The sequence below is a fragment of the Natroniella acetigena genome, assembly GCF_023227745.1.
Lineage (GTDB): Bacteria > Bacillota > Halanaerobiia > Halobacteroidales > Halobacteroidaceae > Natroniella > Natroniella acetigena.
The window spans coordinates 1-16,287 of record NZ_JALKBX010000062.1; the positions used below are offsets into that span (position 1 = coordinate 1).

General features: G+C 33.8%; 21 protein-coding genes and 1 pseudogene. 16 read left to right on the plus strand and 6 right to left on the minus strand.

Annotation, left to right across the window (positions count from 1 at the left end):
* Positions 1–367: 367 nt before the first annotated feature.
* The 7 genes and pseudogenes from MWH25_RS11085 to MWH25_RS11115 all read left to right on the plus strand — a co-directional run.
* Positions 368–562 (plus strand): annotated as a pseudogene (locus MWH25_RS11085) (cold-shock protein); the annotation flags it as partial.
* Positions 563–700: 138 nt separating this feature from the next.
* Entirely contained in the window at positions 701–1,216 is a 516-nt protein-coding gene (locus tag MWH25_RS11090; RefSeq protein WP_248627720.1) for a carboxymuconolactone decarboxylase family protein, read from the plus strand.
* Positions 1,217–1,565: 349 nt separating this feature from the next.
* Positions 1,566–2,345 carry a SigB/SigF/SigG family RNA polymerase sigma factor gene (locus MWH25_RS11095; protein ID WP_248627721.1) on the plus strand — a complete coding sequence of 260 codons (780 nt, stop codon included), beginning with the start codon at positions 1,566–1,568 and terminating at the stop codon, positions 2,343–2,345.
* Entirely contained in the window at positions 2,345–2,995 is a 651-nt protein-coding gene (locus tag MWH25_RS11100; protein WP_248627722.1) for a stage II sporulation protein R, read from the plus strand. The genes MWH25_RS11095 and MWH25_RS11100 overlap by 1 nt, the downstream gene beginning before the upstream one ends.
* A 78-nt stretch (positions 2,996–3,073) precedes the next feature.
* Positions 3,074–3,493, plus strand: coding sequence for a C40 family peptidase (locus MWH25_RS11105; RefSeq protein ID WP_248627723.1), 420 nt, complete (start codon positions 3,074–3,076; stop codon positions 3,491–3,493).
* Between the two features lie 86 nt (positions 3,494–3,579).
* Positions 3,580–4,104, plus strand: coding sequence for a phosphatase PAP2 family protein (locus MWH25_RS11110; RefSeq protein WP_248627724.1), 525 nt, complete (start codon positions 3,580–3,582; stop codon positions 4,102–4,104).
* Positions 4,105–4,162: 58 nt separating this feature from the next.
* Positions 4,163–4,504 (plus strand): glycosyltransferase, encoded by a 342-nt coding sequence (locus MWH25_RS11115; RefSeq protein ID WP_282706955.1) that lies wholly within the window; start codon positions 4,163–4,165, stop codon positions 4,502–4,504.
* A gap of 122 nt (positions 4,505–4,626) precedes the next feature.
* Here MWH25_RS11115 and MWH25_RS11120 read toward each other — a convergent pair whose 3' ends face one another.
* The 3 genes from MWH25_RS11120 to MWH25_RS11130 are packed head-to-tail and all read right to left on the minus strand — an operon-like array spanning position 4,627 to position 5,658.
* Entirely contained in the window at positions 4,627–5,193 is a 567-nt protein-coding gene (locus MWH25_RS11120) for a manganese catalase family protein (protein ID WP_248627725.1), read from the minus strand.
* A 15-nt stretch (positions 5,194–5,208) separates the two neighbouring features.
* A complete protein-coding gene (locus MWH25_RS11125; RefSeq protein WP_248627726.1) occupies positions 5,209–5,460 on the minus strand; it encodes a spore coat protein CotJB in 252 nt (83 codons plus the stop codon).
* A 30-nt stretch (positions 5,461–5,490) separates the two neighbouring features.
* A complete protein-coding gene (locus MWH25_RS11130; protein ID WP_248627727.1) occupies positions 5,491–5,658 on the minus strand; it encodes a spore coat associated protein CotJA in 168 nt (55 codons plus the stop codon).
* Positions 5,659–5,791: 133 nt separating this feature from the next.
* On the opposite strand from MWH25_RS11130, the gene MWH25_RS11135 reads away from it, so the two are divergent.
* From MWH25_RS11135 to MWH25_RS11160, 6 genes are all read left to right on the plus strand, one after another.
* A complete protein-coding gene (locus tag MWH25_RS11135) occupies positions 5,792–5,947 on the plus strand; it encodes a DUF1540 domain-containing protein (RefSeq protein ID WP_248627728.1) in 156 nt (51 codons plus the stop codon).
* Positions 5,948–6,112: 165 nt separating this feature from the next.
* The gene (locus MWH25_RS11140) at positions 6,113–6,868 is read left to right on the plus strand and encodes a DeoR/GlpR family DNA-binding transcription regulator (protein WP_248627729.1); all 756 of its coding nucleotides are present in this window, start codon (positions 6,113–6,115) and stop codon (positions 6,866–6,868) included.
* 12 nt (positions 6,869–6,880) lie between these two features.
* Positions 6,881–7,813 (plus strand): 1-phosphofructokinase, encoded by a 933-nt coding sequence (gene pfkB / locus MWH25_RS11145; RefSeq protein ID WP_248627730.1) that lies wholly within the window; start codon positions 6,881–6,883, stop codon positions 7,811–7,813.
* A gap of 27 nt (positions 7,814–7,840) precedes the next feature.
* Positions 7,841–8,293: a PTS sugar transporter subunit IIA gene (locus MWH25_RS11150; protein ID WP_248627731.1), complete on the plus strand. Its 453-nt coding sequence runs from the start codon at positions 7,841–7,843 to the stop codon at positions 8,291–8,293.
* A 22-nt stretch (positions 8,294–8,315) separates the two neighbouring features.
* Positions 8,316–9,689 (plus strand): PTS fructose transporter subunit IIC, encoded by a 1,374-nt coding sequence (locus tag MWH25_RS11155; protein ID WP_248627732.1) that lies wholly within the window; start codon positions 8,316–8,318, stop codon positions 9,687–9,689.
* 126 nt (positions 9,690–9,815) lie between these two features.
* On the plus strand, positions 9,816–10,070 hold the full coding sequence (locus MWH25_RS11160; protein ID WP_248627733.1) for an HPr family phosphocarrier protein: 255 nt from the start codon (positions 9,816–9,818) through the stop codon (positions 10,068–10,070).
* Between the two features lie 10 nt (positions 10,071–10,080).
* On the opposite strand, the gene MWH25_RS11165 is transcribed toward MWH25_RS11160, so the two are convergent.
* From MWH25_RS11165 to MWH25_RS11175, 3 genes are read right to left on the minus strand one after another with little or no spacing between them, the layout of a single operon-like run.
* A complete protein-coding gene (locus tag MWH25_RS11165) occupies positions 10,081–11,163 on the minus strand; it encodes a Ger(x)C family spore germination protein (RefSeq protein ID WP_248627734.1) in 1,083 nt (360 codons plus the stop codon).
* Positions 11,153–12,259 (minus strand): GerAB/ArcD/ProY family transporter, encoded by a 1,107-nt coding sequence (locus tag MWH25_RS11170; RefSeq protein ID WP_248627735.1) that lies wholly within the window; start codon positions 12,257–12,259, stop codon positions 11,153–11,155. The genes MWH25_RS11165 and MWH25_RS11170 overlap by 11 nt, the downstream gene beginning before the upstream one ends.
* Positions 12,246–13,826 (minus strand): spore germination protein, encoded by a 1,581-nt coding sequence (locus MWH25_RS11175; RefSeq protein ID WP_248627736.1) that lies wholly within the window; start codon positions 13,824–13,826, stop codon positions 12,246–12,248. The genes MWH25_RS11170 and MWH25_RS11175 overlap by 14 nt, the downstream gene beginning before the upstream one ends.
* A 236-nt stretch (positions 13,827–14,062) precedes the next feature.
* Between MWH25_RS11175 and MWH25_RS11180 the strand changes: the two genes are divergently transcribed.
* The 3 genes from MWH25_RS11180 (at position 14,063) to MWH25_RS11190 (ending at position 16,169) form a co-directional block, all read left to right on the plus strand.
* On the plus strand, positions 14,063–14,515 hold the full coding sequence (locus MWH25_RS11180) for a hypothetical protein (protein WP_248627737.1): 453 nt from the start codon (positions 14,063–14,065) through the stop codon (positions 14,513–14,515).
* An 88-nt stretch (positions 14,516–14,603) separates the two neighbouring features.
* Positions 14,604–15,335, plus strand: coding sequence for an NAD(+) synthase (gene nadE / locus MWH25_RS11185; RefSeq protein WP_248627738.1), 732 nt, complete (start codon positions 14,604–14,606; stop codon positions 15,333–15,335).
* Between the two features lie 66 nt (positions 15,336–15,401).
* Positions 15,402–16,169, plus strand: coding sequence for an IclR family transcriptional regulator (locus MWH25_RS11190; protein WP_248627739.1), 768 nt, complete (start codon positions 15,402–15,404; stop codon positions 16,167–16,169).
* Positions 16,170–16,287 lie beyond the last annotated feature (118 nt).

A 16,287-nucleotide genomic window follows, 5' to 3' on the forward strand; every position in this document is an offset into this window, starting at 1 on the left:
AAAACATAGAAACCATATCAACTGTAAACTGTACACTGATATATAGTGGCAAAGTGCCACTATATATCAATAAAAAACAAGATGATTAGTAAATTATCTATTAAGTTGATGCAGATGAAGCTTAATTAGAATTTATTGTAAAACTTTTTTACCGGTAATTTTTACTTAAGCAGTTGACAAGTTTAGGTTTAAGTGTTATCATTAAGTGATGTAATTAATCTATAAATAATGTTAATTATAGTAAATAGGAGGGATAGATATGGCATCAATTATGGGAGACGCATTTGCTGACGCAGGTCTTGTTGATGAAGAGGATGTAAAAGAAGTTGCAGCAGAATCTGAAGTTGAAAATAACGCAGATAGAGCAACTGGAACTGTAAAGTGGTTCAATTCTGAAAAGGGATTTGGATTCATCGAGCAAGAAGATGGAGACGATGTTTTTGTTCATTTTTCTGCAATTGAAGAAGAAGGATTTAAAGACCTAGAAGAGGGTCAAGAGGTTGAGTTTTCAGTTGTAGAGACTGAAAAAGGCTTACAAGCTGAAAATGTACTTAAGTCATAAGAACATAGACCAGTTAAGCTCAGGTGAAAACCTGAGCTTTTTTGATGCTAAATTTTAGCTGCTGACTAAAATTTGTTTGATTTGAATTTATAGATTACGTATTGGACATGTTAATTACAAAGGAGGTTTTTGATTAGCATGTCTAGAGTAAAGTTAATTCCTACTGAAGAGGCAACAGGAATCACTAAAGACGTCTTTGCAGAGATTGAAGATCAATTTCAGATGGTGCCTAATATTTTTAAAGTGTTGGCCCATCAGCCTGATATTTTACGGGCCAACTGGAATAAAGTAACTAGTACCATGAAAGAGGGAGCATTATCAGTTGAGCTTAAGAAATTGGTTGCTTTGCGTGTTTCAGTCTTAAATCAAGCTGAATACTGTATTGCTAAGCATTATCAAGGTTTAGAAAGCTTAGGTTTTTCTACAGAGATACTTGATCAAGTAAAAGCTGCTGATTATAGTAACTTGAATGATTTGGAGACTAGAGTGTTAACTTTTGTCGATCAAGCTACCAATAATTATCAGGACTTAACTGATGATTGTTTTAATCAGTTAGGATTAAAGGAGGAGGAACTACTGGAGGTCGTAGCTGTGATAGATCTCTTTTCTGGATTCAATCGAGTAACAGAAATTTTAGCTGTTGATTTAGATTAAAGCCTTATAGAAATAAGGCTTTAATCTAAATCTTTTAATCTAATAGCTTTAAAATAATGATAGTTATAAGCTATTTGCTGGATGCTGTAAATCCAGTAAATAGCTTTTTTTATTGTTTAGGAAATTATTCTTTTTATAGATCGTGTATTACATTTACGGGGCAAGCCCACGTAGTTTTACGCACGAAATTGATAACTTTATTTTTAAAATTTTTAATGGTTTGCTTAGTCTTAGACTATAGCTAAAAGGTATTTTTTATCATATATAGTTAAATTTATTAAAATAAATGTATATCTCTGGATAATAATGTTAATAATAGATAATACCAAGAGAGTAAAGGGGTGTTGATATGGGATCAGTTGAATTGACTGGGGTTGATACTTCAAAATTACCTGTATTGTCTAATGAAGAGATGATGGAACTTTTCAAACAAATGAATGCTGGTCAGCAAGAAGCAAGAAGGGAATTAATCAGTAGCAATTTAAAGTTAGTTTTAAGTGTTCTACAGCGCTATAGGAATAGCAACCATCCAGTAGATGACTTATTTCAGATTGGCTGTGTTGGTTTAGTAAAAGCAGTTGATAATTTTGATTTAGATAAAGGAGTTAGATTCTCTACTTATGCTGTACCAATGATTATTGGAGAAATAAAGCGTTATTTAAGGGATAATCGTGAAATAAGGATTAGCCGTTCTTTAAGGAATACAGCTTATCGGGCTATGCAATTAAAGGAGAGATTAAGAAAGAAGAATGCTGAAGAACCAACATTAGGTCAAATTGCTGAAAAATTAGAGATGTCAAGAGAAGAGGTTGTTTATGCCTTAGAAGCTACTAAAAGTCCTATTTCATTATTTAAACCTGTCTTTGAGGATGAAGGTGAACCAATTAGATTGGTTGATCAACTTAGTGAAGAAGAAGGCTTAGAATTAACAGATGAGATCAATATTAGAGAAGCACTTAAGGTTTTAACTGCTCGAGAAAGATTGATCATTAAACTTAGATTTTATCGAGGTAGAACTCAATCTGAAGTAGCAGAGCGAATTGGTGTTTCTCAAGCACAAATTTCTAGATTACAAAAACGGGCACTTAATAAATTACATGAGGCTGCTGCAGTTAAGGAGGGAAACTAATGAAACGGGTTAGATTAGTAGTAATTATAAGCATTGCTTTAGTATTATTGTCTTTATGGGCCAATAGTAAGGCGTTTGTCTTAGTAGATGATTATCAGCAAGAAGATTTATTAAGATTACATATTGTTCCTAATAGTAATTCTATTGATGATCAAATCTTAAAGCGTGAGATTAAAGAGCAAGTAATAACTATGACCCAAACTTTATTAGCAGATAAAACAGATATAAGTCAGGCTGAAACTGAGTTGATTAATAATAAAGAGCAAGTGGGTGTTCTAATAGAGGATGAACTTCGTACTAAAGGTTATGATTATCAAGTAGAATTAAATATAACAGAGACCTTTTTTCCAACCAGAACTTATGGGAATTTAACTTTGGAGCAAGGAGATTATAAAGCATTAGAAATAATCATTGGACAAGGGGGAGGAGAAAATTGGTGGTGTGTATTATTTCCTCCGCTATGCTTTATTGACTCTGGTGAACAAGTTGTATCTGAATCTGAAGGGGAGGTGGTTGATAACTTAGATCATCAAGAAGTTGATTTTAAATTTAAACTAAAGTCAATAGAATATTTAGAAGAAAACCATAAATGGGTTAAAGAGAGATTGAATTCAATTAACTTAGCCAATATATTTAGAACAGATAATTGAATTAATTCCGCACTGATTGCTAATTATCACATATAATAATAACAAATTATTTGAGTAATTAGTGAAAGGAGCGGAATTATGGATAGGAAAAGGGATAAAAAAATAAAAGAAGTTGTTAGTAAATATCGTAATATTCCTTATAAGCATAATGGACGTTCTCTAAGAGGTTTAGATTGTTTAGGTCTAATTATCTTTTTTTACAAAGAATTTGGCATTGACCTTACTCATAAAGATAGAAATTATTCTAAGGAATGGTATAAAGAAGATGCAGGAGTTTATTTAAGGGAATTATTAAAAGTAGGAACTGCAGTTGAGTTTGATAACTTGCAAGCATTAGATCTAGTTTATTTTGAATTATTACCCGATGTAGTAACCCATTCAGGGGTAATGGTTAATGATCAACAATTCATTCATATCTTGCAGAAAAGAAATGTAGAAATCAGTTCTTTTAATCGTTTCTGGCGTAAGAAATTTGCTGGAGCAAGGAGGTTAATTTGATAATTTAATCTAATTTTTGATTTAATATTGAGTCTAAGTAAAAAATATAATATAATATGTAGTATCAAGGAGAGAGGAGCAAGTGGATGAAAAGGTTATTACAGAGGATTATTAATAGAGATATCCAATTGTTTTATTTGTTTAATCACAAGCTCAAATGTAGGTTATTAGATTTAATAATGCCTCAAATAACTCATTTAGGGGGAGTAGTATTTACTTGTAGTTTAACAATCTTGTTAGTTGTTTTCGGTCAGGGAAGATTAAAAGAGACAGGGTGGCAAGTTTTAATAGCTTTAGTAAGTAGTGGAGCAGTAGTTCAAATAATTAAGACGATTGTTGCTCGAAGCCGACCATACAAAGTCTTAAAAGAGGTAAATATAATAAACCCACCTTTTTGTATGCGTTCTTTTCCTTCTGGTCATACAACAGCTATCTTTTCAATAGCAATCGTTTTTGGAATTAATTTTCCTAGTTTAAGTCTTGTTTTTAGAATGATTGCTGGATTAGTTGGAGTTTCTAGAGCTTATATTGGGGTACATTATCCTTCTGATATATTAACCGGCGCACTAATTGGAATTTGTTTTTCGAATTTGGCCCATGGTTTGATTTAAAATAATTTTCTTTTTAGCTAGCTAACCTTGAGGGTTAGCTTTTTATTTTACTCCATGAATGCTCAGTTTTAGCTTTTTTTATGCTACTGCTGATATCTTTACTTTTCCTTCTGTAACCGAAACTTACGGGAATATTGTCTTAGAAGCTATGGCTTCAGGATTGCCGGTTGTTGCTATCTATGCAGGAGGGGTTAAGGAGAATTTAGTTGATCAATATAATGGTTTAGCTTGTCAAGAAAATGATAGTCAGGAGTTTACAGCTAAGTTAAGGTTATTGATTGAGAACGAGCAATTGCGAGAGGAGTTGGCTAGGAATGCTAGAGAATATTCGTTAGGTAAGTCATGGGAGCAGGTATTTGCAAGGTTAGTAGCTGATTATCAGGAAGCGATTAATAGATAAAAAAAGTGTCAGTGTCAGGAATCAGTGTCAGTAAAAAATCGAGTTCAAAACCTTTATGATTTAAAAGGTTAGGGGTTTGATTTTGACAGACCACAGTCACAGACACTGACACATAATATTATTTAATCTTGAGCTTCAAGGTGATCTCTAACAATATTCAAAGCCTCTCCGAAACGTTGAAAATGAACTACTTCCCTCTTTCTTAAGAAAATAAGGGTGTCAATTACTCCAGCATCATTACTTAAGTCAATTAAATTTTCATAAGTTGCTCTTGCTTTTTGTTCAGCAGCCATATTTTCATGTAAGGTAGCAATCGGATCTTCATGGGCTTGGATATAAGATGCTGTCCACGGTACGCCTGTAGCATCACTAGGATAGATTGCTCGCCCATGTTGGGCGTAATCAGCCCCTAATCCTGCTCTACGTAACCTTTGGACAGGAACTCCTTCAGTCAGTTTATAGATTAGAGTACCAATGATTTCCCAATGGGCCAACTCTTCTGTGCCTATATCGGTTAAAATTGCTTTAGCTTCATCAGTTGGAATTACATACCTTTGGGTTAAGTACCTAAGGCCTGCCGATAATTCGCTATCTGGACCACCATACTGAGCAGATAATAATTTAGCTAAGCCTAAGTCAGTTCTTGAGACTCTGACTGGATATTGAAGTATTTTTTCATATCTCCACATTCTTTTTCCTCCTTTTTAGTATTCAATTTGCCAAGGCCATGGACTTCTTGGATACTCCCATGGGTAGTCACTAGGATGCATAATATGCAATGGACCATATCTTTCTTGATAATCCATCCTCAACTCTCTGAGTTGTTGAGAGTAGCGATTATACTCTTTCAATGCAGCCTGATCTTGTAGGTGAGTATCTAGATATAGAGCAAACTCAAGAACGGTAAACTCTAATGCTTGAATCTCTCTAAGCTGTCTAAGTTCTTCTCTAGTCATCATTTCACCTCCAATTTGGGTTAAAAGTAATTATCTTCTTCTGACATACGGTATATCTAATTCGGGAAAGCTTGTTCCTTGCTTTAAACCTTCCAGTGGCGAATAATGTTCCTGGTAAGTTTGAAAAGGGACATATGCTTCAGCTAATCTCAGTTCCAAATGTCGACTATTTTCTAAAAACTCTCTATCTGGTGCCATTAGTTAACCCCCTTGAAATAATTTAGTACATAATATTCACTAAATCATCAAACTGTTAATTAAATTTTTTAACTGAGTAAATAGTATAATATTTTTTCTTTTTGAAATAATAAATTTGTAAGGGGGGAGAGCAATGACATTAGATAATGTAAAATGTAATGTGAGCAACTGTAGGTACTGGGAACAAAAACACTGTACAGCTTCAGCAATAGAGGTTAATGTTGATGATGGAGGAAATAGAGCAGATCGATTTGAGAAGACAAATTGTCAGACTTTTGAAAATCAATAATCTTTGTTGATTAAAGACCACAGTTAAAACTGTGGTCTTATTTTTTACTTGACTTTTTTGAAAACTTATAATATAATCAAAACCAACAACAAACAATCATAAACGAGCAAATAAGACAAGAGAAACTGCTCTAAATGCACAAAAACATTCAAAGGGAGGGTTGAGATGTTTGCTGAGGAAAGAAGAACAGAGATTATAGGTTTAACAAAAGAGGGCAAGTCAGTCACAGTCAATGATTTATGTGACAAATTTGATGTATCAGCTTCAACAATCAGAAGAGATTTGCAGTTATTAGAAAAAGAAGGTTTGCTTGAAAGAACACATGGTGGAGCAGTAGCTAAAGGAGGAGCTAAGTTTGAGCCTTCATTTATAGAAAAAGAAACTGAAAATATTGAAAGTAAATTGGCTATTGGTCAACAAGCAGCAGAATTGATTAGTGATGGTGATACGATTATCATTGATGCAGGAACTACGACTACTAAATTGATTGATCATTTAGATAATTATCTAAATTTAACGATTATTACTAATGCAGTCAATGTTGCTGTAAAGCTGGCTAAGTCTTCTCATGAGATAATTTTGACAGGAGGAAACTTGAAAAAGAAGACATTGGCTATGGTTGGCCCTTGTGCTGAAATTAATCTAAAGAGATTTAATGTTGATAAGGTGTTTTTAGGAACTAACAGTATTGACTTAGAACAAGGAATAACTACTCCCGATTTAGTAGAAGCTAATGTAAAAAGCTTAATGGTAGAAGTAGCACAAGAAGTGATTGTGTTGGCTGATCATACTAAATTTAAAGAAGTTGCTTTTATTAATGTAGTTGGATTAGCAGAAGTAGATAAAATAATAACTGATCAGAAATTAGAAAAAGAAATTTTAAAAGAATATAAGCAGCAGGTAGAGATTATAGTTTCCTAGGAGGTTAAAAAGATGATTGTAACGGTAACTTTAAATCCAGCATTAGATAAGACAATAATTTTATCAGACTTTAAGCTAGGACAGACTAATCGAGTAAAAGAAGTTAGAGAAGATATAGGAGGGAAGGGGATTAATGTTTCTAAAGTAGTAGCTGAATTAGGAGGAGATACAACTGCTTTAGGATTATTAGGAGGAAAGAATGGTAAACTAATAGTTGATAAGTTAGATGTTTTAAACATTAGCTCTAGTTTTACTTGGATTGAAGCTGAAACACGAACCAATTTAAAATTAGTTGATCTAGCTCAAAACAAAGAGACAGAGATCAATGAGTTAGGGCCAGCTATTAAAAATTCAGCTCTAGATGAGCTGCGAAAATCTTTATTACAAACAGTTGAGACTGGTGATTTTGTAGTTTTAACAGGGAGTTTACCTCCGAATACTCCAGAAAATATTTATCAGCAGTTAATAATTGAATGCAAAAATAAAGGAGTAAAGGTGATTTTAGATACATCAAATCAACCCCTAGCTGCTGGGATTGAAGCTAATCCTTATCTAGTTAAGCCCAATTTATCTGAATTAGAACTGTTAGCTAAAAAAAAGCTTGAATCTTTAACAGAGATAATAGAAGTTGGGGAAAGAATTTATCAGCAGGGAGTTGAGATTGTAGTTGTCTCTTTAGGAGCAGAAGGAGCAGTGGTTATTAGTCGGGCAGGAACTTGGAAGCTTACTTCTCCAATAGTGGAGGTGAGAAGTAGCGTTGGAGCAGGGGATACCTTGGTAGGAGCCTTAGCTTTACGGTTAAACCAACAACAAAGTTTAAAGGAAGCAGTTAGATATGCAGTAGCTGCTAGTGCGAATACTGTTACTAAAGCTGGCACACAAATTTGTAATAAAGATGAATTGGAGCAGTTGTTAGCTCAAGTAGTAATTGAAGAATTAAGTTAAGTAAGATCAAAAATAGGAGGTAAAAAAATGAAATTAACCGAATTATTGACTGAGGATCTAATTAAATTAAATTTGGAAGGGAAGGATAAGGAAGCTTGTTTAAAAGAATTGGTTACTCTATTAGCTGAAGCTGGAAAGATTACTGAACAAGAAGAGTTTTATCAAACAATTTTAGCTAGAGAGGAGTTGAGTACGACTGGAGTAGGTAATCAAGTTGCCATACCCCATGGGAAGAGTGAGGTGGTTAAAGAGCCAACAATTGTTTTTGCTAAATCAGAGACTGGAGTTGACTATGGGAGTATTGATGATCAAGATGTCAAGTTATTCTTTATGATAGCAGTACCAGAGAAGAAATCTGAGGAACACTTAAAAGTGTTAGCTAAATTATCTAGAAAATTGATGCACCAAGAGTTTAGAGAGGATTTATTAACTGCTGCCACTAAACAGAAGGTCTTAGAGGTAATTAAGGAACACGAATAATCAATAAAAAGGGGGAATTGAAATGAAAATTGTAGCAGTAACCGCCTGTCCTACTGGGGTAGCTCATACTTATATGGCAGCAGAGGCATTAGAAAAGGCTGCTCAAAAGAAAGAAATTGAAATTAAAGTTGAGACACAAGGATCTGTAGGGATAGAAAATGAATTAACTACCGAAGATATTAAGCAAGCAGATGCTGTAATTATTGCTGCTGGTACTAATGTTAAGACTGGTAGGTTTCAGGGTAAGCCTCTTTTATCAGTAGAAGTTGGAGAGGCGATCAAGGATGCAACAGCTTTATTGGAGGAGGCTAAAGAAAAAGCAGAAGATTTTGAACCGCAAGAGGATGTAGTGACAGATGTTAAAACTCATAAGTCAGAGCGCAGTCAGCAACGTACAGGAGCTTATAAGCACTTAATGAATGGTGTTTCTAGAATGATTCCATTTGTAGTTGCTGGGGGATTAGCTATTTCTTTAGCTTTTGCTTTTGGTGGAATTGATGCTGAAGGAGCTTTAGCTGGAGCTTTGATGCAGATTGGTGGTGATGCTGCTTTTGCTTTAATGGTACCTATTTTGGCTGGGTTTATTGCTGCTTCAATTGCAGATCGACCTGGTTTGGCTCCAGGTATGGTTGGTGGGATGCTGGCTGTTCAAGTTGAAGCTGGTTTCTTAGGTGGAATTATTGCTGGTTTCTTAGCAGGTTATGTAACAGAATGGTTAAAGAATATTATTAAGTTGCCTGCAACATTAGAAGGGTTAAAACCAGTCTTAATCTTACCTTTATTTTCTACATTAATTATTGGTTTATTAATGCTCTTTGTTATTGGTCCGCCAGTAATGGGGATTATGACTGGCTTGGAGAATTGGTTGGAAGGTATGACTGGTACTAATCGAGTCTTATTAGGAGCTATTTTAGGAGCAATGATGGCCTTTGATATGGGGGGGCCAGTTAACAAAGCAGCTTATGCTTTTGGAGTAGGATTATTAGCTTCAGAGATTTATACACCTATGGCAGTAATTATGGCAGCAGGAATGACACCTCCATTAGGTTTAGCGTTAGCCACAATGATTACTCCTAATAAATTTGACCGGCAACAAAAAGAAGCAGGTAAGGCAGCAGCAGTATTAGGGATTTCATTTATTACAGAAGGGGCAATTCCTTTTGCTGCGGCTGATCCGTTGAAGGTTATTCCTTCAATCATGGTTGGTTCTGCAATAACAGGTGCTTTATCAATGCTATTTAATGCTACTTTAAGAGCTCCTCATGGTGGTATTTTTGTAGTTGGAATTCCAGGAGCAGTAGGAAATGTGTTATTATATGCTGTAGCAATTTTAATTGGAACAGTTGTAACAGCATTATTAGTCAGCAGTTTAAAAGAAAAGATCGAAGTTGCTTAATTAAAAGAGAGGGCTTAGCTAAGCCCTCTCTTTTAGATTTTATTTGGACTTAATTCGAGCTAATGTTGCAATATTAAATTAGCAGGTTAAAATTAAGGTATAAGTTTTAAAGGAGGAGAGAAATTTATGCCGATTAAGATTGTAGAAATCACTAGTGAGACTGATCTTCATGCTCGACCAGCTAGGTTGGTTGTGGCAACAGCAAAGCAGTTTGCAGCTGAAATTAAGTTAACTCTAGCTGAAAAAGAGGTAAGTGCTAAAAGTATTCTAGGGGTGATGAATTTAGCAGTTTTTTGTGGAGAGCGGATTGAGATTATCTCAGATGATGAAACTGCTGTTAATCAATTGACCCAATTAGTGAAGAATGAATTTAATGAATAGTGAATATAATTTAAGATGAAATACCTAATCGTCTTAAATTTACTTCTACACTAACATTGACAGAAGCTAAAGCAAAATCTTGGTGCCATGTAGCAGCATCAAAGTCCTCAGGGTGTTCTGATTTAAGTATTTGACCAATCCCAAGAATATCACTTTGATAGTCTTGTAATTTATTAAATAAAATATGGCTCTCTTTTTTTAAAGCGGCTGCTAAATTCTCTTCTACTTTTTCTAATAGCTGAGGATTATCAATTATTCTTTCGTAAGTGGTAAATTCAGTTAAATCTACATCTAGCTCAAGATCAACTTTGATATTAAGTTGCTCATCTTCATAGTAAGGGGTTAATTTAGTGGCAGCTTCTTGAACATAATAATTAACCATATAATCTTCAACTTCCAAAGACAGCTCTCCTTTAGAATACATATGTTGAAGTAACATTAAAGCTCTAGTCTCTTTTTTTTCTAATGTACCAACTAGTTGATCCCTTTGAAAGACTGCTGTACCGATAATATCTACCTCATTTGTTCCATAGTCAAGTAAAGGAAGATGAGGGTCTCTACCTTTAATATAAAATGAGGTAAAGAAATCATTTAATGTCTTTTTTGGTAATAGTGAGTTTCTGGCTGTTGTTTCAAATAAAAATTGTAAATATTCACCAATCTCATGCCGGCTAGCAATTTCTATGTTTTTAATATTTTCAGCTCGCTCAGAGCTAATAGCTAAGACAAGAGAACCAGGGGCAATTGGATTTCGCCAAAGAGCATCAATATGCTCTTGTAAACCAGCTTCTGCTAATTCTTGACTAAAGATAATTGTACTTAACATTCCAAAAGAGATCCAGCCTATAGTTCTAGTCTGTATTTCTTTAAAGCCAGTAGCTAGAGAAGGGGCTATATTTGAAATAATGTGGGTTTCTTCAGGAGCCTCTTCTGCTACTATTGGGAATTGAGCTGAAAATAAAAAGTTATCTTTTTCAGCTTGGTCAATAGTGATATAAGTAGGGAATTTGGTACGATCGATTTCATTAATATCCCAACAACCTGTACTGAGTAAGAGAGCTAATAAATAAATGATTAGTAACTTATGCTTCATTTTGATCTGCTCCTTTAATATTTCTTAGTTTGGCGATAATTAGCAATGAAATTGGGACTAATAAGGTTAAAACAACACCAAATTCTGCAATGAAATTTAGATAATTAAAGATTTCAAGTACATTTTCAGGTATAAAAGCTAACCCAAAAATAATTGGTAATAAAAAGAGTCCACTATAGCGTTGGTCTTCAAAGCGCAGTAGTTGAGTTAAGCTATAACTAGCCATATAAAAATAACTACTGACAGTTGTAAAAGCAACAGCAATCCATAAAAAGATAAAGAAGAACTCTAAACGACCAAAAAATGGAACATCAATTGCTTTCAATAAAGTAACCGTAGGCCATAAAATTCTTTGTAAGGGCAGGAGACCATAAAACCCAATTCCAATAACTGTAATAAATAAATAAGTGAGCATTACAATAGCTAAACCTAATAATGAAGATGCTAATACTTTATCTTGTTTTTTAATAAAGGGAAAGATTAATAAGACAATCTCAGGGCCAATATAGCTGAACATAGTTTCATAAGTGCTATCAACTAATTCAGTAAGCCCAATTTGAAAGACTGGCTGTAGATTTAGCCAGTTTACAGCAAAAAATGTCGGTAATAATAAGATAAAGGCTGGACTTAGAACGAAAAATAAAAATTCATAAATTCGGGCTAAGGTTTTAAGACCATGACCAACTAAATAATAACTGGTTAATAAGAAGATAATTAGGGTAACTGAAATAGGGGTTTTTGGTAGATTAAAGGTTGCCAAGACTGTAACAAAGGTTCTAGCAATAAATGCTGTAGTGAGAGTACTATATAAAATATAGCTAAAGCTGATTAGCTTACCTAAATAAGGACCTAAAATATAATCACTATATTGAATGATTGTATCTTGAGGAAATCTACGCCCTAATAAATAAATAAACATTAAACTAACTGCCCAAACTCCAGCACCTAAAATAATTGCTAGCCAAGCATCTTGTCCAGCTGTTTTAGCCATAACACGTGGTAGAGATAAAATTCCCATACCAACACAAGTTTGAATAATAATAAAAGCTAGTTGTTGATTTGATATTTGATATTTTTCAATTTCACTCCATCTCATTAGGATCTTCTCCTTTACGATCTTGTCTATCTTGTTGTTGATTAGGGACTGATAATGGACGTTTGCTTAATAATCTAATTGGTGCTCTAATGATTGTATCTTTTAGATCTGACCATTTGAGAGGAGCAAATGGTGCAAAATAAGGCTGTCCAAAAGACTCTAAACTACATAGATGGATTAAAATTAGCAGCCAACCAATCATAATCCCATAGGTACTGAATGAAGCAGCTAGAAACATCATTGGAAATCTTAATAATCTTAAAGGAACAGCTGCTTCATAATTTGGAATTAAAAAGGAGACAATTGCTGTTAATGCGACTATAATAACCATTGGTGGGCTGACTAAACCTGCTGCTACAGCTGCATCACCAAGAATTAATCCACCAACAATTCCAATCGTTTCACCAATTGGGCCAGGTAATCTAATACCAGCTTCTCGTAATAACTCTAGACTGATCTCCATAATTAGTGCTTCTAAATATGAAGGAAAGGGAACTCCTTCTCTTACCTCAGCTAGTGAAATTGCTAGCTCATGTGGTATTAGCTCATGGCGAAATGAAACTAGTGAGATATAAATAGCTGGTAAACTAATTGTTAAGAAAGCTGCTGCAAAACGTAAAATTCTTAGAGCTGTTCCAATATAAAATTGATCATAATAATCTTCAGGCGATTGGTAAAATTGAACAAATGTTGTAGGCATGATACTGGCAAAGGGACTACCATCAATCATTAAGACTACTCTACCTTCTAATAAATTACCTACTACTCTATCAGGTCGTTCTGTAGTCTGAAATAAAGGAAAGATAGTTAACCAGTTGTCACTTAAATATTGATTGATCTGTCCTATTTCCAAAATACCATCTACATCTATATTATCCAATCTATATTTTATTCTATCTATTAATTCAGGTTCAGCAAGATCTTCAATATAAGTTATAGCTAATTCTGTATTAGTTCTTTTACCAATATTGTCGATTTCAATCATTAAATTATTGTCTTGTAATCTCTTTCTAATTAAAGCAATATTGGTCTGTAAGGACTCATTAAAGGCTTCTTGAGGGCCACGAGTGCTAGCTTCGATTCCTGGTTTATCAATTTCTCTTCCTTGCCAGTCTCGAACATCTAAACTGAAGGCTTTATCAACTTGATCAACTAATAAGATAGCTTTACCACCTAATATTTCAGTAATTACTTGTTCTAAAGAAGTAATTATGTCTGCTCCACTAATTGGAATAGATAATTCAGTTAATGTATCATTAACTTGTTCTTTAATTTCTGTTTGTTCAAGATTACCTGTTATTTCTAACATTAATGGTTTTAAGACTTTTCCTTGTAAAAGTTCATCTTTAACTAAGGCATCAAAAAAGATTAGTTGGGCTGCTAAATTTTTATCAGCACCGATATAAAATTCTCTAAAGACTAAATCACTGCTTGCAGCTAAATTATCTTTAATATAGTTAAGATTTAATTTGAGATTTTCATTGATTTTTTTGTGAGAATCAAGATTAAGTCGATTGATAATTTTTTTAGATTCTGATTTGAAAAACTTTTTGATTTTATCCCACATTATGTAATTACCTCACTCTAAAGACTCAGTTTTCTAGCTAGTTAGTAGTATATACTATATAAATTAATTTTAAACATTTTGGTTAAGTTTGAGTCTAAGTAAGAGCTGAACTTTTATGTTTTTAATGGTTTGCTTAACTTCAGCCTTAGACTTAAGCTTTATAGCAATTAAGTAAAGAAGATTTTGATTAAGATAGCTTAAATAGGGTACTTTAATAATAAGGAGGCAAGATGTTAATGACATTTAATACTGATCAATTTGATAAGCAAGGAGAGAAGATTGATTGTAAGGAAGTAGTTAATTTTTTAAATAACTTAACTACTTTAGAGCAAGGGCTCTTATTTGATTGTGTTGTACCAGGGATTAGAAATGAAGATTATCCTTGTGGGATTTCTAAACCGATTCCATTCTTAAGGGCAGTTAGCTATCAAGAGAAGTTGATGTTGATTATAGTTGAATATCAACTATATCTTGATCAATCCGATCAAGGACAAGAGTTAGCTTTAGAGATTCCTCACAATGAGCTTGAAATTTATAAAACTGAAGATTCTTTGAACTTGTTTACTAAAGCTGGAGAGCAATTACAGATTAAATTACATAGTACATTTGATTTTGCTTACCAGCTTGAAACAGATATTTCATTACCGATATATCCCCTATTAGATTGGTTAGCAAGTCCCTTTATTTAATCTAATTATACTTAAAATAACAAATTACTTATGATATAATTGACTCAGGCTAAAAATTAAAGGTTATAGTTTGTTTTGGAGGGATAATATGATAAATAGAAATTATACCAAACTAGAAGGGCAATTAGTAGATTGGATTCGAGAGCGAGTAGAAGAGGCAGGTTGTCGGGGTACTGTAGTTGGTTTGAGTGGAGGAATTGATTCAGCAGTAACTGCAGTATTATGCCAACAAGCCTTTCCAGAAAATAATTTAGGCTTAATCTTACCTTGCTATAGTAATCATCAAGATGCTGAAGATGCTAAGAAGTTAGTAGATGAATTTGAGATTAATTATCAAGTCTTTGATTTAGCAGCTACATTTGATCAATTATTAACGACGGTTGAAGGGGGGCAAGAGGTAACTAAGGATATGGCTGTAGCTAATATTAAGCCACGCTTGCGAATGACAACCCTTTATTATTATGCTAGTAAGAGAAATAGTTTAGTAGTAGGTACTGATAATCGTAGTGAATTGAAGATTGGTTATTTTACAAAGCATGGAGATGGAGGGGTTGATATCGCTCCATTAGGTAATTTAGTCAAATTAGAAGTGCGGGAATTGGCCAAAGAACTGGGAGTTCCTAAAGAAATTATTAGCAAGCCACCTTCTGCAGGATTATGGTCAGGTCAAACTGATGAAGAGGAATTAGGTATTAGCTATCAAAAACTGGACAATTATATCTTAACAGGTGAAGCTGAGCCTAAAGTGAAAGAGAAGGTGGAGCGATTAGCCAGTCAGAATGCACATAAATTACAAGCACCTCCAATTCCTAAATTTTAGTTGCTTTTTATTTGGAATAGATTATGATATAATGAATTTCATAATCTAAAAATAGGAGGGCTGAAAATGGGAAGTAAAACGGTACAATCTGTGGATAGAGCGTTAGACATCTTAGAGATTTTGGTTAAAGTACAACGACCGATTACATTAAGTGAGCTCAGTAAAAGAGCTGATTTAAATATCAGTACAGCTCATCGTCTGTTAAATACATTAGTAATGCGAGGTTTTGCAGCCCAGGAAGAAAGTGGAAAATATAAATTAGGTCTGCATTTATTTGAGATAGCAGGTACTTTAGAAAATTCGATGGATTTAAAGACGATAGTTAAACCTTACTTAGAAGAGATTGTAGAAGAATGTAATGAAACTGTTAATTTGGTTATTTTAGATCAAGGTGAAGTCTTATATGTAGATCAGGTAGAGTCTACTAATATGATCAGAATGTTTGCTAATGTTGGCAGTAGAGGGCCAGCCCATTCTCTAGGAGCAGGAAAGGTCTTATTATCCTATTTAGATGAGGAGCAATTAGATCAAGTATTAGCTCAAATTGATTTAACAGAATTTACTGCTAATACAATTACCGATCCAGCTGAGTTGAAAAAAGAGTTGATTAAGATTAGAGAGCAAGGTTATGCTATTGATTTTGAAGAGATGGAAGAAGGGGTTCGTTGTGTAGCTGCTCCAATTAAGGATAGTAATGGAGAGGTAGTGGCTGCAATCAGTGTTTCTGGCCCTAATATCAGAATTACAGAGCAGGTTTTATATGAGGAAATGGTTCCATTGGTTACAAAGAAGGCTGAAGAAATATCTAATAAATTAGCTAATTTAGGTTTATAATTCATCCAACTTTAAAATTAGATTTATCTAGAACAGCCAAGAAACTCCATCTAAGCTACTGTATTAGGTGGAGATGAATTGGCTATTTTAAATTTAATTAAATATTGAATTTAAAATT

Coding starts and splice junctions, on each gene's coding strand:
- MWH25_RS11090 (WP_248627720.1), top strand. CDS start 701: ATGTCTAGAGTAAAGTTAATTCCTACTGAAGAGGCAACAGGAATCACT.
- MWH25_RS11095 (WP_248627721.1), top strand. CDS start 1,566: ATGGGATCAGTTGAATTGACTGGGGTTGATACTTCAAAATTACCTGTA.
- MWH25_RS11100 (WP_248627722.1), top strand. CDS start 2,345: ATGAAACGGGTTAGATTAGTAGTAATTATAAGCATTGCTTTAGTATTA.
- MWH25_RS11105 (WP_248627723.1), top strand. CDS start 3,074: ATGGATAGGAAAAGGGATAAAAAAATAAAAGAAGTTGTTAGTAAATAT.
- MWH25_RS11110 (WP_248627724.1), top strand. CDS start 3,580: ATGAAAAGGTTATTACAGAGGATTATTAATAGAGATATCCAATTGTTT.
- MWH25_RS11115 (WP_282706955.1), top strand. CDS start 4,163: ATGCTCAGTTTTAGCTTTTTTTATGCTACTGCTGATATCTTTACTTTT.
- MWH25_RS11120 (WP_248627725.1), bottom strand. CDS start 5,193: ATGTGGAGATATGAAAAAATACTTCAATATCCAGTCAGAGTCTCAAGA.
- MWH25_RS11125 (WP_248627726.1), bottom strand. CDS start 5,460: ATGACTAGAGAAGAACTTAGACAGCTTAGAGAGATTCAAGCATTAGAG.
- MWH25_RS11130 (WP_248627727.1), bottom strand. CDS start 5,658: ATGGCACCAGATAGAGAGTTTTTAGAAAATAGTCGACATTTGGAACTG.
- MWH25_RS11135 (WP_248627728.1), top strand. CDS start 5,792: ATGACATTAGATAATGTAAAATGTAATGTGAGCAACTGTAGGTACTGG.
- MWH25_RS11140 (WP_248627729.1), top strand. CDS start 6,113: ATGTTTGCTGAGGAAAGAAGAACAGAGATTATAGGTTTAACAAAAGAG.
- pfkB (WP_248627730.1), top strand. CDS start 6,881: ATGATTGTAACGGTAACTTTAAATCCAGCATTAGATAAGACAATAATT.
- MWH25_RS11150 (WP_248627731.1), top strand. CDS start 7,841: ATGAAATTAACCGAATTATTGACTGAGGATCTAATTAAATTAAATTTG.
- MWH25_RS11155 (WP_248627732.1), top strand. CDS start 8,316: ATGAAAATTGTAGCAGTAACCGCCTGTCCTACTGGGGTAGCTCATACT.
- MWH25_RS11160 (WP_248627733.1), top strand. CDS start 9,816: ATGCCGATTAAGATTGTAGAAATCACTAGTGAGACTGATCTTCATGCT.
- MWH25_RS11165 (WP_248627734.1), bottom strand. CDS start 11,163: ATGAAGCATAAGTTACTAATCATTTATTTATTAGCTCTCTTACTCAGT.
- MWH25_RS11170 (WP_248627735.1), bottom strand. CDS start 12,259: ATGAGATGGAGTGAAATTGAAAAATATCAAATATCAAATCAACAACTA.
- MWH25_RS11175 (WP_248627736.1), bottom strand. CDS start 13,826: ATGTGGGATAAAATCAAAAAGTTTTTCAAATCAGAATCTAAAAAAATT.
- MWH25_RS11180 (WP_248627737.1), top strand. CDS start 14,063: ATGACATTTAATACTGATCAATTTGATAAGCAAGGAGAGAAGATTGAT.
- nadE (WP_248627738.1), top strand. CDS start 14,604: ATGATAAATAGAAATTATACCAAACTAGAAGGGCAATTAGTAGATTGG.
- MWH25_RS11190 (WP_248627739.1), top strand. CDS start 15,402: ATGGGAAGTAAAACGGTACAATCTGTGGATAGAGCGTTAGACATCTTA.